Origin of the sequence: Streptomyces plumbidurans, assembly GCF_019857225.1 — a bacterium.
Taxonomy (GTDB): Bacteria; Actinomycetota; Actinomycetes; order Streptomycetales; family Streptomycetaceae; genus Streptomyces; species Streptomyces plumbidurans.
Genome location: NZ_JAFJSY010000040.1, coordinates 50,668 through 65,199 on the forward strand (window position 1 = coordinate 50,668; position 14,532 = coordinate 65,199).

The 14,532-nt window shown below is 72.0% G+C and carries 17 protein-coding genes; 5 read left to right on the top strand and 12 right to left on the bottom strand.

All coding sequences use genetic code 11. From position 1 onward, the window contains the following. Positions 1–15: 15 nt before the first annotated feature. The 3 genes from JYK17_RS24615 to JYK17_RS24625 all read right to left on the bottom strand — a co-directional run bounded on the left by JYK17_RS24615 (position 16) and on the right by JYK17_RS24625 (position 2,334). The gene (locus tag JYK17_RS24615; RefSeq protein ID WP_128804422.1) at positions 16–1,002 is read right to left on the bottom strand and encodes a methionine synthase; all 987 of its coding nucleotides are present in this window, start codon (positions 1,000–1,002) and stop codon (positions 16–18) included. 8 nt (positions 1,003–1,010) lie between these two features. Further along, complete coding sequence (locus JYK17_RS24620) at positions 1,011–1,700, bottom strand: SDR family oxidoreductase (RefSeq protein WP_108015513.1); 690 nt, start codon at positions 1,698–1,700, stop codon at positions 1,011–1,013. A 94-nt stretch (positions 1,701–1,794) separates the two neighbouring features. After that, positions 1,795–2,334 (bottom strand): LOG family protein, encoded by a 540-nt coding sequence (locus JYK17_RS24625; RefSeq protein ID WP_108015514.1) that lies wholly within the window; start codon positions 2,332–2,334, stop codon positions 1,795–1,797. 50 nt (positions 2,335–2,384) lie between these two features. Here JYK17_RS24625 and JYK17_RS24630 point away from each other — a divergent pair, with 50 nt between their 5' ends. Both JYK17_RS24630 and JYK17_RS24635 read left to right on the top strand, forming a co-directional pair. After that, positions 2,385–2,708: a DUF427 domain-containing protein gene (locus JYK17_RS24630; protein WP_108015515.1), complete on the top strand. Its 324-nt coding sequence runs from the start codon at positions 2,385–2,387 to the stop codon at positions 2,706–2,708. Between the two features lie 47 nt (positions 2,709–2,755). Next, a complete protein-coding gene (locus JYK17_RS24635; RefSeq protein ID WP_222811189.1) occupies positions 2,756–3,532 on the top strand; it encodes an alpha/beta fold hydrolase in 777 nt (258 codons plus the stop codon). Between the two features lie 573 nt (positions 3,533–4,105). Here the strand turns inward: JYK17_RS24635 and mnmA are convergent. Then, the gene (mnmA, locus tag JYK17_RS24640) at positions 4,106–5,236 is read right to left on the bottom strand and encodes a tRNA 2-thiouridine(34) synthase MnmA (protein WP_108015517.1); all 1,131 of its coding nucleotides are present in this window, start codon (positions 5,234–5,236) and stop codon (positions 4,106–4,108) included. A 60-nt stretch (positions 5,237–5,296) separates the two neighbouring features. Here mnmA and JYK17_RS24645 point away from each other — a divergent pair, with 60 nt between their 5' ends. Further along, complete coding sequence (locus tag JYK17_RS24645; protein WP_128801866.1) at positions 5,297–5,965, top strand: N-acetylmuramoyl-L-alanine amidase; 669 nt, start codon at positions 5,297–5,299, stop codon at positions 5,963–5,965. A 34-nt stretch (positions 5,966–5,999) separates the two neighbouring features. Here the strand turns inward: JYK17_RS24645 and JYK17_RS24650 are convergent, their stop codons facing one another. From JYK17_RS24650 to JYK17_RS24660, 3 genes are all read right to left on the bottom strand, one after another. Next, on the bottom strand, positions 6,000–7,163 hold the full coding sequence (locus tag JYK17_RS24650) for a cysteine desulfurase family protein (RefSeq protein ID WP_108015519.1): 1,164 nt from the start codon (positions 7,161–7,163) through the stop codon (positions 6,000–6,002). Between the two features lie 103 nt (positions 7,164–7,266). Then, on the bottom strand, positions 7,267–7,542 hold the full coding sequence (locus JYK17_RS24655) for a DUF4190 domain-containing protein (protein WP_222811190.1): 276 nt from the start codon (positions 7,540–7,542) through the stop codon (positions 7,267–7,269). Between the two features lie 52 nt (positions 7,543–7,594). Next, entirely contained in the window at positions 7,595–7,762 is a 168-nt protein-coding gene (locus JYK17_RS24660; protein ID WP_164932160.1) for a hypothetical protein, read from the bottom strand. A 122-nt stretch (positions 7,763–7,884) separates the two neighbouring features. On the opposite strand from JYK17_RS24660, the gene JYK17_RS24665 reads away from it, so the two are divergent. Then, positions 7,885–8,511, top strand: coding sequence for a TetR family transcriptional regulator (locus JYK17_RS24665; RefSeq protein WP_108015521.1), 627 nt, complete (start codon positions 7,885–7,887; stop codon positions 8,509–8,511). Between the two features lie 19 nt (positions 8,512–8,530). Here the strand turns inward: JYK17_RS24665 and JYK17_RS24670 are convergent, their stop codons facing one another. Next, a complete protein-coding gene (locus tag JYK17_RS24670) occupies positions 8,531–9,526 on the bottom strand; it encodes a helix-turn-helix transcriptional regulator (RefSeq protein ID WP_222811191.1) in 996 nt (331 codons plus the stop codon). 105 nt (positions 9,527–9,631) lie between these two features. On the opposite strand from JYK17_RS24670, the gene JYK17_RS24675 reads away from it, so the two are divergent. Further along, on the top strand, positions 9,632–10,219 hold the full coding sequence (locus JYK17_RS24675; protein WP_222811192.1) for a TIGR03086 family metal-binding protein: 588 nt from the start codon (positions 9,632–9,634) through the stop codon (positions 10,217–10,219). Here the strand turns inward: JYK17_RS24675 and JYK17_RS24680 are convergent. The 4 genes from JYK17_RS24680 to JYK17_RS24695 all read right to left on the bottom strand — a co-directional run bounded on the left by JYK17_RS24680 (position 10,206) and on the right by JYK17_RS24695 (position 14,513). Then, positions 10,206–11,066, bottom strand: a complete 861-nt coding sequence (locus JYK17_RS24680; RefSeq protein ID WP_222811193.1) for a thioesterase family protein — start codon at positions 11,064–11,066, stop codon at positions 10,206–10,208. The two genes, JYK17_RS24675 and JYK17_RS24680, sit on opposite strands and share 14 nt — an antisense overlap. A 45-nt stretch (positions 11,067–11,111) precedes the next feature. Then, positions 11,112–11,768 carry a trimeric intracellular cation channel family protein gene (locus tag JYK17_RS24685; RefSeq protein WP_222811194.1) on the bottom strand — a complete coding sequence of 219 codons (657 nt, stop codon included), beginning with the start codon at positions 11,766–11,768 and terminating at the stop codon, positions 11,112–11,114. 23 nt (positions 11,769–11,791) lie between these two features. Continuing rightward, positions 11,792–13,183: a M1 family metallopeptidase gene (locus JYK17_RS24690; RefSeq protein WP_128801872.1), complete on the bottom strand. Its 1,392-nt coding sequence runs from the start codon at positions 13,181–13,183 to the stop codon at positions 11,792–11,794. Between the two features lie 97 nt (positions 13,184–13,280). Further along, entirely contained in the window at positions 13,281–14,513 is a 1,233-nt protein-coding gene (locus JYK17_RS24695; RefSeq protein ID WP_234548155.1) for an ABC transporter ATP-binding protein, read from the bottom strand. Between the last annotated feature and the right edge of the window lie 19 nt (positions 14,514–14,532).

A 14,532-nucleotide genomic window follows, 5' to 3' on the forward strand; every position in this document is an offset into this window, starting at 1 on the left:
CGTATGGTCCTCCCGTTACTCTGGGTTGTCCGCGAGGGATCTCGCCGCCCGGACGCAGTGGGCGAGGGCCCGGCGCGCGTAGTCCGGGGAGGCCCCCGCGAGTCCGCACGACGGCGTGATCGTGACCGCCTCCGCGAGCAGCTCCGGTCGCAGCCCCAGCCTGCGCCACAGCGTCCTGACACCCATGACGCTACCGGCAGGGTCTGACAATGGGCCGTCCGTGCCCGGCACGACACCGGCGAAGAGCCGCGTACCCGCTTCCACCGCCTCACCGATCACCTCGTCGTCACGCTCGGTGAGAAGCGCGGCGTCGAAGGAGACCGCGGCCGCGCCCGCCCGGCGCAGCAGGGCGAACGGGACATCCGGTGCGCAGGAGTGGACCACGGCCGGGCCGCCCGTGTGAACCCCGATGACGTCGCGGAGGCCGGCCTCGACGAGCTGGCGGTCCACGGCGCGGTGGGTGCGGTAGCCGCTGGCGGACTTCACGTGTCCGCGCAGGACGGCGGTGAGGGAGGGTTCGTCGAGCTGCAGGACGAGGGTGGCGCCGGGGACGCGGCGCCGCACCTCCTCCAGGTGCAGCCGGATGCCCTCGGCGAGCGAGCCGGTGAGGTCGCGGCAGGCGCCGGGGTCCGAGAGGGCCGCCTCGCCGTTCCTCAGCTCCAGTGCGGCGGCGAGGGTCCAGGGGCCCACCGCCTGCACCTTCAGCGGGCCCTCGTACCCCTGGGTGAACTCCTCCAGGGCGTCGAGGTCCTCGCCGAGCCAGGACCTGGCGCGCTTGGTGTCCCGGCCGGGCCGGTCCCCGATCCGCCAGCCGCTTGGCTCCACGCGCGCGTACAGCTCCACGAGCAGGCCGGCGGTGCGGCCGATCATGTCGGCGCCGGGGCCGCGGGCGGGCAGTTCGGGCAGGAACGGGAAGTCCTCGAAGGTCCCGGTCACGGTCTTGGCCGCCTCCCGGGCGTCGCCGCCCGGCAGGGAACCGATGCCGGTGGCGGGACCGAACATCGCCTCGGTCACCGCCCCGGCCTCACCGTCAGGTCGTTGACCTCGGCGTCCCTCGGCAGGTCGAGGGCCATCACGATCGTGGTCGCCACCGACTCCGGGTCGATCCACTGCGAGGCGTCGTACTCCTTGCCCTCCTGCTGGTGGACCTTGGCCTGCATGGGGCTGGCGGTACGGCCGGGGTAGACCGTGGTGACGCGGACGCCGTTCGCGTGCTCCTCCTGGCGGAGCGAGTCGGCGAGCGCCTTCAGGCCGTGCTTGGAGGCGGCGTACGCGGACCAGTGGGGGCCGGCGCTCAGGCCGGCACCGGAGTTGACGAAGAGCACGTGGCCGCGGGCGGCGCGGAGTTGGGGCAGGAAGTGCCGGGTCAGCTCGGCCGGGGCGATCAGGTTGACGTTGAGCTGGTGGCGCCAGGACTTCGGGGTGAGGTCGCCGACCGGCCCGAGGTCGACGACCCCGGCGATGTGGAGCAGGGAGTCGACGCGGTCCGGAAGCGTCTGGTGGGAGAAGGCCCAGGACAGCTTGTCCGGGTCGGCGAGGTCGCCGACGAGCGTCTTCGCACCGGGGAACTGTGCCGCCAGTTCCTTCGCACGTCCCGCGTCACGCGCGTGGAGCACGAGTTCGTCCCCGCGCGCGTGGAGGCGGCGGGCGACGGCCGCGCCGATGCCGGAGCCCGCTCCGGTGATCACATGTGTAGCCATGCCGCCATGCTCGCACCACACCGACGCCACTCGTCGCCCCACCCGGGCGGCGGCACCCGCTTCAGGCCCGCCCCGGCTCCCCCTCAAGCCCGCCTCACTCGATCCCCCGGCTCTCCTCCAGATACGCCAGCGCCCCCACCGGCTCCTCGGCGAAGAAGACCAGTTCGGTGAGGGGTACCGGCAGGAAGCCCTCGTCCTCCATGCGCCGGAACTGCTCCTTGAGGCCGTCGTAGAAGCCCGCGGTGTTGAGCAGGACGACCGGCTTGTCGGTGTGCCCGTGCTTCTTCAGTTCCAGGATCTCGGTGGCCTCGTCGAGCGTGCCGGTACCGCCCACCATGATCACCACCGCGTCGGCCTTCTCCAGGAGCAGCCTCTTGCGCTCGGCGAGGTCGCGGGCGATCACCATCTCGTCCGCGCCGGGCCGGGCCTTGGCCGCCAGGAAGTCCACGGAGACGCCGCACAGCCGTCCTCCCGCCTCCTGCACGCCGTCGGCGACCACCTTCATCAGCCCGACGTCGGAGCCGCCCCAGACGAGCGTGTGACCGCCCTTGCCCAGCAGTTTCGCGAAGTCGCGTGCGGGGCGCGTGTAGCGGTCGTCGAGGTCGGCGGCGGAGAGGAAGACGCAGATTCGCATGCCGACACCGTACGTGGGAAGAACCGGCGGCCTCCGAGCGCTGCCCTGTTATGGCCAATGGACACACGATCACCATCGAGCAAGGCGACCGGCACGTGCGCGTGGTGCACGGCGACCAGGTTTTGGCGGAGAGCGACCGGGCCCTCCTCCTGCACGAGACGGGCTGCCCGGTGCGGTACTACATCCCGCCCGAGGACGTACGCCTGGACCTGCTGACGCCGTCGGAGACGCACACGTACTGCCCGTTCAAGGGCACCGCCTCCTACTGGTCGGCACCGGACCGGGCGGATCTCGTCTGGTCCTACCCCGACCCCAAGCCCGACGTCGCCCAGATCAAGGACCACCTCTGCTTCTACGAAGTGGACGTGTCGTGAGCGATTGAGCGCGCATATCTCCGTGTGGTGGGGCAGTCTCCGAAGGCATGGAGAAGAAGACCCTTTCACGCGACGGCACACACCTCGCGTACGAACGGTTCGGACAGGGCCCCGCGCTCGTTCTCGTGAGCGGCGCGATGTCGACGAGCGCCACGGTGGTCCCGCTCGCCGCGGCCCTCTCCGACCGCTTCGACGTCTGCGTCTACGACCGCCGGGGCCGCGGCGAGAGCGGCGACACCGCGCCCTACGCGGTCGAGCGCGAGGTCGAGGACCTGGCGGCGCTCGTCGACGTGGTGGGCGGCGAGGCCTCGCTGTACGGCATCTCGTCGGGCGGCGCGCTCGTCCTGGAGGCGGTGGCGAGCGGGCTGCCGGTCGGTCGTGCCGCCGTCTACGAGGTGCCGTACGCGGTGTCCGAGGACGCTCTCGAGGGGCGCGCCGAGTACACCGCGCACCTCGACGAGGCGCTGCGCGGCGGCCGTCGCGGGGACGCGGTCGAGCTGTTCCTGCGTCTGACGGGTCTGGCCGAGGAGATGATCCAGGGCGCCCGCCAGTCCCCCATGTGGGCCGGCATGGAGGCGCTCGCGCCGAGCCTCGCCTACGACGACGCCGTCCTGGGCGCGGGATCGGTGCCCCACGCGCGGCTGGCCTCGATCGGCGTGCCCGTCCTGTCGGTCTCCGGCGGCGCGAGCCCCGCGTGGATGGGCGAGGCCGCCCGCGCGGTGGCCGACGCGGTGCCCCAGGGGACGTACCGGCTCCTGGAGGACCAGACCCACCGGGTGGACCCGCACGCGCTCGCACCGGTGCTGGCGGAGTTCTTCGCCTGAGCCGCCGGGGAGGCCGGCTGGCGCCGGGCCTGGCCGGAACGGCGAGGGCGCCGGGCACGGCCGGACCGGCGGGGCGCCACGGACGGCGAGAGCGCCGTGCACGGCGGGACGCCGGGCACGGCCGGAGCGGCGGGGTGCCACGGACGGCGAGGACGCCGGGCGGCGGGGTGCCACGGACGGCGAGGACGCCGGACACGGCGGAACGGCGAAGCGCCACGGACGGCGAGGACGCCGGACACGGCGGGACGCCACGGACGGCCCGAACGGCGGGAAGCCGGGCACGGCCGGAACGGCAGGGCGCCCCGGACGGCAAGGGCGCCGGACACGGCGGGACGCCGCAGACGGCAAGGGCGCCGGACACGGCGGGACGCCGGACACGGCGGGACGCCGCAGACGGCGGGACGCCTGGCACGGCCGGAACGGCGGGACGCCACGGACGGCGAGAGCGCCGAACACGGCGGAACGGCACAGCGCCACGAACCGCCGGAACGGCGAGGCGCCAACGGGCGGCCCGGACCGCGAGGCGCCGGGCACGGCTGGAGCGGGCGGGCGGCCGGGGCCGCAGGGTCCGCCCTACGCCACCGTCGCCGCCGCGCGCGTGGTCGACGCGATCGTCGCCGAGCCCACCACGCGCGTGCCGTCGTACAGCACGATCGCCTGGCCGGGGGCGACCCCGCGGACCGGCTCGGCGAACGACACCTCGAGGGTGCCGTCGACCAGTTCGGCCCGTACCTCGGTCTCGCCACCGTGGGCGCGGAGCTGGGCGGTGTAGGTGCCGGGGCCGGAGGGGGCGGTGCCGCACCAGCGGGGCTTGACGGCGGTCAGCGCGCTCACGTCCAGGCCGGCGGCCGGGCCGACCGTGACCGTGTTGTCGACCGGCGAGATGTCGAGCACGTAGCGCGGCTTGCCGTCGGGCGCCGGGGTGCCGATGCGCAGCCCCTTGCGCTGGCCGATGGTGAAGCCGTACGCGCCCTCGTGGGTGCCCAGCTTGGCGCCGGACTCGTCGACGATGTCGCCCTCGGCCCTGCCCAGACGCTTCGCCAGGAAGCCCTGGGTGTCGCCGTCGGCGATGAAGCAGATGTCGTGCGAGTCGGGCTTCCTGGCGACCGCGAGGCCGCGGCGCTCGGCCTCGGCGCGGATCTCGTCCTTGGTGGTGACGGTGTCGCCCAGCGGGAACAGGGCGTGCGCCAGCTGCCTCTCGTCCAGCACCCCGAGGACGTACGACTGGTCCTTGGCCAGGTCGGAGGCGCGGTGCATCTCGCGCGTGCCGTCCTCGTTCACGATCACCTTGGCGTAGTGACCGGTGCAGACGGCGTCGAAGCCGAGGGCGAGCGCCTTGTCCAGCAGCGCGGCGAACTTGATCTTCTCGTTGCAGCGCAGGCACGGGTTCGGGGTGCGCCCGGCCTCGTACTCGGCGACGAAGTCCTCGACCACGTCCTCGCGGAAGCGATCGGCGAGGTCCCAGACGTAGAACGGGATGCCGATGACGTCCGCGGCGCGGCGGGCGTCGCGCGAGTCCTCGATGGTGCAGCAGCCACGCGCGCCCGTGCGGAACGATTGCGGGTTCGCGGACAGGGCCAGATGGACACCGGTCACGTCGTGGCCGGCCTCGGCGGCGCGGGCGGCGGCGACGGCGGAGTCCACTCCGCCGGACATGGCGGCGAGTACGCGAAGAGGGCGGGAGCGCTGCGGGGTGTCAGTCATAACCCCTCAAGAGTACGGGGACACGGGAACCGGAGCCCACGAGTATCCGTTGGTGATCACATGGGGGCGACGAAGAACGACTCGGACCGGCGGATCGGCCGCCGCGCGCTGCTGGTGGGCGGGGCCGCGGCCGCCGTCGGCACGGCCGTTCTCGCGCGCGAGGAGCTGTCGCATCTGTGGTGGCGGGTGCCGGGGGTGGAGAAGCCGCGCACGCCCGGCGCGGTCGACTTCCGGGGCGCGCAGTGGACGGCGGCCTCCCCGGCCAACTACCGCAGGGCCGACCGCCCCGCCGACTACGCGATCGACAGGGTGGTCATCCACGTCACCCAGGGCAGCTTCGCGAGCGCGGTCAAGGCCTTCCAGAACCCGGGCCACCAGGCCGCGGCCCACTACATCGTCCGCCAGGACGGGCACGTCACGCAGATGATCCGCGAGCTGGACGTGGCGTTCCACGCGGGCAACCGGGAGTACAACGAGCGAAGCGTCGGCATCGAGCACGAGGGCTTCGTGGACCGCGCCTCCTCCTTCACGGACGCGATGTACGCGAGTTCCGCGCGGCTGACGGCCGGGATATGCGGGCGCTACGGCATACCCGTCGACCGGAAGCACATCATCGGGCATGCGGAGGTGCCGGGGACGGACCACACCGACCCGGGGCCGCACTGGGACTGGGGCCGCTACATACGGCTCGTGCGCCAGGCGGCGCCGGCGAAGTCCGCGAGGTCGTAGAACGGCTCCGGGGTGCGTCAGGTCGGGCGGCGCGTCAGGTCAGGCCCGCCGCGCGCGCCCGCTCGACGGCCGGACCGATCGCCTTCGCGACGGCCTCGACGTCCGCCTGTGTGGAGGTGTGGCCGAGGGAGAAGCGGAGGGTGCCGCGGGCCAGGTCGGGGTCGGTGCCGGTGGCCAGCAGGACGTGGCTGGGCTGGGCGACGCCCGCGGTGCAGGCGGAGCCGGTGGAGCACTCGATGCCCTGGGCGTCGAGGAGGAGCAGCAGGGAGTCGCCCTCGCAGCCGGGGAAGGTGAAGTGGGCGTTGGCCGGGAGCCGGTCGACGGGGTCTCCGCCCAGGATCGCGTCCGGGACCGCCGCGAGGACCGCCTCGGTCAGGCTGTCGCGCAGGGCACCGATCTCGGTGGCGAACCACTCGCGCTGCTCTACGGCCAGCCGGGCGGCCACCGCGAAGGAGGCGACGGCGGGGACGTCGAGGGTGCCGGAGCGGACATGGCGCTCCTGGCCGCCGCCGTGCAGCACGGGCACGGGGGTGTGCTCGCGGCCGAGGACCAGGGCGCCGATGCCGTACGGACCGCCGATCTTGTGGCCCGAGACCGTCATCGCGGCGAGCCCCGAGGCGGCGAAGTCGACCGGGACCTGGCCGAGGGCCTGGACCGCGTCGGCGTGCAGCGGGATGCCGAACTCCTGCGCCACGTCGGCCAGTTCGCGGACCGGCATGACCGTGCCGATCTCGTTGTTGGCCCACATCACGGTGGCCAGGGCGACATCGCCGGGGTTGCGGGCGATGGCCTCGCGCAGCGTCTCGGGGCGGACGCGGCCGTAGGGGTCGACGGGGAGGTACTCGACCGTGGCGCCCTCGTGTTCGCCGAGCCAGTCGACGGCGTCGAGGACGGCGTGGTGCTCGACGGGGCTGGCGAGGACGCGGGTGCGGGCCGGGTCGGCGGCGCGGCGCGACCAGTACAGGCCCTTCACGGCGAGATTGTCGGCCTCGGTGCCGCCGGAGGTGAGCACGACCTCACTGGGGCGGGCGCCGAGCGCTTCGGCGAGGGTCTCGCGGGCCTCCTCGACCGTGCGGCGGGCCTGCCGGCCGGAGGCGTGCAGGGAGGAGGCGTTGCCCGTGACGCTCAGCTGGGCGGTCATCGCCTCGACCGCCTCGGGGAGCATCGGGGTCGTCGCGGCGTGGTCGAGGTATGCCATGGTGCCCCGATTCTACGGGGCGGGAGTGCGAGTCCGGCGTCCCGGTCGCGGGGCGGGAGGAGCGACGGGAGCGGTGACGGATCGCGCGCCGTCCGGAGGTCCCTCACAGGCTCCAGGAAACGGTGTTGGACATCTGCATCGCGATCACCAGGACCACGAGGTCGGCCACGCCCAGCGTCAGCCCGAGCAGCGCACGGCCGCGGCGGACGGTGCCGCGCCACAGGGAGGCGGCGGCCAGGACGATGGCGATCGGGCCGAGGAAGATGTTGAGGACCAGCAGGCCGAGCAGGCCGAGGATGAAGGACGCGACGGCCATGCCGTCGGCGTCCCGCCGGGGCGTGGTGGTGGTGCGGCCGGTGGCCGGTGCGGTGAGTTGCATGACGGATCAGCTCCAGGAGTGCGTGCGGACGGTCGGTCGGTCGGATCGACGGTCAGTTCGTGGACGTGCGACGACGGCGGCCGTGGCGCTCGCGGAGCGCGAAGATGCCGAGCCAGGCGGCGATGACGGCGGCCGCGACGAGAGTGAAGGCGAACGGCGCGTGGGCCACGGTGCCCAGCACGGCGCCGAACAGCATCAGTGCGGCGACAAGGAACAGCATGGGATGGATCCCCCTCCGGTTACGATTCGGTGAACAGTTGTAGTAACAGTTGTTCACTGACTACAGAGTCTAGCCCCTCCTACGGCTTTTCAAATCCAGAGAACAGTTGTTAACTGGATGACATGAGTCACACCCTCGGCATCCGGCAGGCCCAGAAGCAGAAGACCCGGCAGGCGCTCCTGGACGCGGCGCTCGGTCTGCTGGAGGAGCAGAGCCTGAGCAGCCTGGGCCTGCGCGAGGTCACGCGTGCCGTGGGCGTCGCCCCCACCGCCTTCTACCGGCACTTCCGCTCCATCCCGGATCTCGGCGTGGCCCTGGTCGAGGAGGCGCTGGGCAGCCTGCACCCGATGATCCGGACGACGGTGACCGCGGCGGACAACAGCGAGGAACGCATCGCGCGCGCCATCGAGTTGATCGCCGGTCATGTGGACGCGTTCCCCGCGCACGTCCGCTTCATCGCCCGCGAGCGGCACGGCGGGGTGCAGCCGGTGCGCGACGCGATACGGGACCAACTGGCCCGGTTCGCCGAGGAGGTGAAGGACGAGCTCGCCAAGGACAGGGAGTCCGCGGGCTGGAGCGAGGACGACCTGCTCATGCTCGCCCATCTCTATGTGGACCAGATGCTGATCACCGCCTCGCTCTTCCTGGAGGCGATGGAGGACACCGAGGAGGACCGCGAGCGCGTCGTCCAGGTCGCCTCCCGGCAGATGCGGCTCATCAGCATCGGACGCCACCACTGGCTGGACTGAGCCGGCCGCGGCAGGTGTGTCAACGGGCGTACAGCTCCGTGATCGACACGGCCGCGGCGGCCAGTTCCGCGCGTACCTCGGGTGGTTCGACGACCTCGACGCCGTCGGCGAACTGCAGCAGCTGACGGGCCTCGCGCACGATCCCGTACGACAGCCGTACGGTGACCCACTCGTCCTGGCCCTCGCCTTCCCCGTCGCCCCCGCCGTCCTCGCCGCGCCCGGCGTCCGGGAGTTCGGCGAGGTGCGAGGCGTTCAGGCGCAGGAACATGTCCAGGCGGTCGCGCCGGACGCGGACGGTGACGCCGAGCCCGCCGGGGCGCTCCTCGATCTGGCGGCGCAACAGCTCCCAGGCGTCGGCGAGTTCGACGCCGGGCCGCCGTCTGACCGGATCCTTCAGCACGGTGGCGGACCGCACCCGGTCGGCGCGGAAGAGCTGCGGCTTCGCACGGCGGTCGGCCACCAGGTACCAGACGCCCGCCTTCGACACGAGACCGTACGGGTCCACGGTGTACGTCCGCGCCTGCTCCCGTCCGCTGTGCCGGTAGCGCAGCCGCAGCCGGCGGTCGGTGAAGACGGCGTCCTGCAGGGTGTCCAGGTCGACGGCGGGCTGCGGGCCGCCCCTCCAGCGGGTGGCGTCGACGAGGATGCGGCGGGAGGTCACCTCGGCGGCCGGGCGGTGCGGGGCCGGCAGCGCGGCCATGACCTTGCGCAGCGCCGAACCGAGGGCGGCGTCCAGGCCGAGCGCGGCGTGCGCGCCCTGCGCGGCGAGGATGAACAGCGCCCGGGACTCGTTGGCGGTCAGCCCGGTCACGTCCGTACGGAATCCCGCGAGCAGTTCGATGCCGCCGTGCCGCCCGCGTTCGGCGTAGACGGGGACACCGGAGGCGGACAGGGCCTCGATGTCGCGGTAGATGGTGCGCACTGACACCTCGAGGCGTTCGGCGAGTTCGTGCGCCGGGACCCGGCCGCGGGTCTGCAGGAGCAGCAGGATCGAGAGCAGGCGGTCGGACTTCACCGCATCAGAATCCCGCCTCCCTGAGGCCGCAGCAAATGTCGACGGAAACTGTCAGGTTATCCGCGGCAGTCTCTCCCCGGCAGTCCGACGGAAGAGAGGCCACCCATGAACGCGATCGACCCGCGTCCCGTGTACACCCGCGCCACCGAGCAGGCGGCGGCGCTCATCAAGGCCGTACGTCCCGAGCGGCTCGACGGTCCGACCCCGTGTGCCGAGTTCGACGTCCGCGCGCTGCTCGGCCACATGGTCGGCGGCAGCCGGCGCATCGCGGTCGTCGGCGAGGGCGGCGACGGGATGGCCGTGCGTCCCGTCGCGGACGGTGTCGACGACGACGGCTGGGCGGCCGTGTACGAGGAGGTGCGTGCGCGGGCGCTTCGGGCCTGGGCGGGCGACGACCGGATGGAGGCGCCGGTGCGCGTGCCCTGGGGCGAGGTCCCGGGCCGTGCGGCGCTGTCGGGTTACGTGATGGAACTGGTCACCCACACCTGGGACTTGTCCGAGGCCCTCGGCCACCCGCTGGAACTCGACCAGGAACTCGCCGAGTTCGCGCTCACCACCGCCCGGCGCATCCTGCCGACCCCCGACCGGGACGAGCGGACCCCCTTCGCCGCGGCGCGGCCGGCCCCCGAAGGAGCCGACCGCTACGGGCAGTTGGCGGCCTGGCTGGGGCGTGAACCGCTCAGCCGAGCCTGACCCGGGCCAGCTGGCGGGACTGTGCGACCAGCCGGTCGGCGCTGTCCCAGACCTCGGCGTCCTCCTCCAGGAAGCCGCCCGCGAGGTTGCGGGTGGTGACGGAGATGCGCAGGGGGCCGGGGGCCGGGCGGGCGCGGACGTGGACGGTGAGTTCGACCGTGGGCACCCAGCCGGAGAGGCCGATCTCGAAGGCGGTGGGCGGCAGCGCGTCCACCGCCAGCAGCAGCGAGAGCGGGTCGGCGTCGCGGCCGTCGGCAAGGCCGAACCAGGCGCGCATCTCGCCCTTGCCGGAGGGGGCGCCGAGCGCCCAGCCGAGCGTGGCCGGGTCGATCCTGACCATCAGGCGGTCGGTGATGGCCGAGCTTCCTTCGACCGGCGCGGGGCCGTCCTGGGGGCCGAAGCACTGGTCCATGGGCGGCAGGGCGAGCGGCACGGCGGTCGTGCGCACGTCGTCGGGCAGCGCGTCCAGGTCGCCGTAGGAGGCGAGGACGCGGATGCGTTCCACCTCGCGGCCCTGCTCGTCGTACTGGAAGAGGGAGGCCTGGCCGGTGGAGAGCGTGCGGCCGGTGCGGACCACGTCCGTGCGGACCACCGCCGGGCCCGGCTGGGACGCGGTGAGGTAGTGCGCCGAGATGCTGAACGGGTCGCGGTGCGGCAGGGCGTCCGCGAGGGCGCGGCCCAGGACGGCCAGCAGATAGCCGCCGTTGACGGCGTTGATGATGGTCCAGCCGGCGGAGAGGTCGATGTCGTAGACGCCGGGCTCGCGCGGGGTGAGCGCGGTGTCCCGGTCGAACTCGCTGTCGCCGACGGTGGCCCGCACGGGCTGGACGGAAGCTGCTTCTGGCATGACAGAACCGTACAACGAGTAACTACTAAGCGGTAGCTTTCTGAGTTACTCCTCACGCACCGTGGAGCGCCGGTTCCACGCACGCGGCGCCCGCCAGTGGTACTTCATCGCGAGCAGGCGCAGCACGAAGGCGGTGACGACGGCGAGGCCGCTGGTGAACGGGGTCAGGGCGTCGTAGCGGATGCACAGGACCACCATGGCGGCGCCGACCATCGCGGGGACCGCGTACAGGTCGCGGTCCCAGCGCAGCAGCGAGGGCACCTCGTTGGCCAGCACGTCCCGCAGCACGCCCCCGCCGACCGCGGTGGCGAGGCCGAGGGTGGCCGACGAGGTGAGGCTCAGCCCGTACTCGTACGCCTTGGTCGTCCCGGCGACGCAGAACAGGCCGAGGCCCGCCGCGTCGAAGACGTTCACGCCGGTCTGGATGCGCTCGACGTGCGGGTGCAGGAAGACGACCATGAGGGCGGCGAACAGGGGGGTCACGAAATAGCCGAGGTCCGTGAAGGCGGCGGGCGGCACGGCGCCGATGATCAGGTCACGGAACAGCCCTCCGCCCAGCGCGGTGACCTCGGCGAGCACGGCGATGCCGAAGACGTCGAAGTTCTTGCGGACGGCCAGCAGCGCACCGGAGATCGCGAACACGAAGATGCCGACGAGGTCGAGCGTGTGCTGGACGGAGGGGCTGAACAGGTGTTGAAGCACGCCTCAATTCTTACCCGGCGGTCCTACAGGGCCGGTTTGCCCGCCGTGTAGAGCCATTTGTCGAACAGGTCGTCGAGCTGCTGCCCGGAGACCTTCTCGGCGAGCCTGGTGAACTGCTCGGTGTTGCCGTTGCCGTAGCGGTGCGTACGCGTCCAGGCCGGCAGCAGTTCGAAGAACGCCTTGTCGCCGATCCGCTCGCGCAGCGCCTGGAGGGTCATCGCGCCGCGCTGGTAGACCGCGGAGGCGAACATGGTGTCGCGCTGCGGGTCGGCGACGACGGTCTGCCAGAAGGAGCTGTCGGCCGGGCGGGAGTTGTAGCCGTCCAGGAAGGAGTCGTGGGCGCTGCGGGTGCCCTGGTGCTCGGCCCACAGCCACTGGGCGTAGGTGGCGAAGCCCTCGTTGAGCCAGACGTCCTTCCAGCGCTCGACCGAGACCGAGTCGCCGAACCACTGGTGGGCCAGCTCGTGCACGATCGTCGTCTCGTTGCGCACGGCCGAGTAGGCGGGCTTGCTCTGCACCTCCAGCGAGAACCCGGCCTCCGGCATGTCGTCGACGATCGCGCCGGTCTCCTCGAAGGGGTACGGCCCGAAGATCTGCTGCCAGTAGTCGGTGGCCGCGGCGGTGACGGCGTACACGTCGACGCTGTTGCTGTTCGCGAGCACCGGGTCGATGGCGACGTAGATCGGGATGCCGGACGGGGTCCGGCCGGTCTGCACGTCGAACTTGCCGATGGTGGCGGTGGCGAGATAGGTCGCCATGGGGCGGCTCTCGCGCCAGTGGGTGTACGTCGAGCCGCCCTTGTCGTACGTCGAGACCAGCCGGCCGTTGGAGACGCCGGTCAGGCCCTTGGGGGCCTTGATGCGGATGTCGTAGGTGGCCTTGTCGGAGGGGTGGTCGCTGGATGGGAACCAGGTGGAGGCGGCGTTGGGTTCGCAGGCGACGAAGACACCGTCCGGGGTCTTCATCCAGCCGTAGTCGGAACCGAAGACGATGGGGCCGCTGAGGGCTTCGGGGACGCCGCCGTAGGTGACCGTGACCGTGAAGGTGCGGTGCCCCCGGAGCACTCCGTGCGGGGTGATGTGCAGTTCGTCGCCGCTCCGGGTGAAGTCGGCGCGTCTGCCGTTCACTTCGACTTTCGTGACCTGGAGCTTCTGCAGGTCCAGGTCGAAGGAGGAGAGGGTCTGGGTGGCGCGGGCCGTGAGCGTCGTCCGGCCGTCGAGGCGGTCCGTGTCCGGGTTGTACGCGACGTCGAGGGTGTAGTGGCGGGCGTCGAAGCCGCCGTTGCCGAGGTTCGGGAAGTAGGTGTCACCGATTCCGGGGGCGCCGTGGGTGGGGGCGGAGGAGGCGGCGATGACAAGGAAAGAGGCCGCCGCGGTCGCGAGGGCCCCTAAGCGTGCCGAACGGGAGAGTTTCATGAGTCGTCCCTTTCGAGCGTGTGCCGATAAGCCGGACACGGACGACTCTGAACTCTCCCGTTCGGTCATGTGCATGACTTTGCCAACTCGTCATGCGTTACTTGTCTGTTGACTCCTGACCGGCTTCCTCGTCGGCGCCGGAATCGCTCTCGGCGACCTCCGAGTCGGCATTCTCCGCGACCTCCGCCGCCACCGCCGCCGAGGTCTCCGCGGACTCCGCGAGCACCTCGTCGGCGACCAGCTCGGCCGCCTCCTTGGCCACGGTCAGCAGCACCGTGTCCTGCGGGGCCTGGTCCTCGAAGTTCTCCGGGTGGTGGCAGGCGACCTGCTGGCCGGGCCTGAGCTCCACGAGCTTCGGCTCGGTCGTCTTGCAGATCTCCGTCGCCTTCCAGCACCGGGTGTGGAAGCGGCAGCCGCTCGGCGGGGAGATCGGCGAGGGCACGTCGCCCTTGAGCAGGATGCGCTCGCTCTTGGCGCTCTTGCGTCGCGGGTCCGGGATCGGCACCGCGGACATCAGGGCCTTGGTGTACGGGTGCATCGGCGCCCGGTACAGCGACTCCCGGTCGGCCAGCTCCACGATCTTGCCGAGGTACATCACCGCGATCCGGTCCGAGACGTGCCGGACGACGGAGAGGTCGTGCGCGATGATCACGTACGTCAGACCCAGCTCCTGCTGGAGGTCGTCGAGCAGGTTGACGACCTGGGCCTGGATCGACACGTCCAGCGCGGAGACCGGCTCGTCCGCCACGACCAGCTTCGGCTTCAGGGCGAGCGCACGGGCGATGCCGATGCGCTGGCGCTGGCCGCCGGAGAACTCGTGCGGATAGCGGTTGTAGTGCTCGGGGTTGAGACCGACCACCGACAGCAGCCGCTGCACCTCGTTCTTGATGCCGCCCTCGGGCGTGACGCCCTGGAGCCGGAAGGGAGCGCCGACGATCGTGCCGATGGTGTGGCGCGGGTTCAGCGACGAGTACGGGTCCTGGAAGATCATCTGCACATCGCGGCGCAGCGGACGCATGCCCGCCACCCCGAGGTGCGTGATGTCCTTGCCCTCGAACTCGACCGTGCCGGCGGTCGGTTCCAGCAGCCGGGTGATCAGCCGACCCATCGTCGACTTGCCGCAGCCGGACTCGCCCACGACGCCGAGGGTCTCACCGGACCTGACCTCGAAGTCGATGCCGTCGACCGCGTGCACGGCGCCGACCTGCCGCTGCAGCAGGCCCTTCTTGATGGGGAAGTGCTTCTGGAGCCCGGTCACCTTCAGCAGGGTCTCGCCGGGGGCGGCGTCCTTGGTGAGGGTGGCACCTTCGCTCTTCGCGGGAGTGGTCACAACTGTGTCCTCGGCGTTC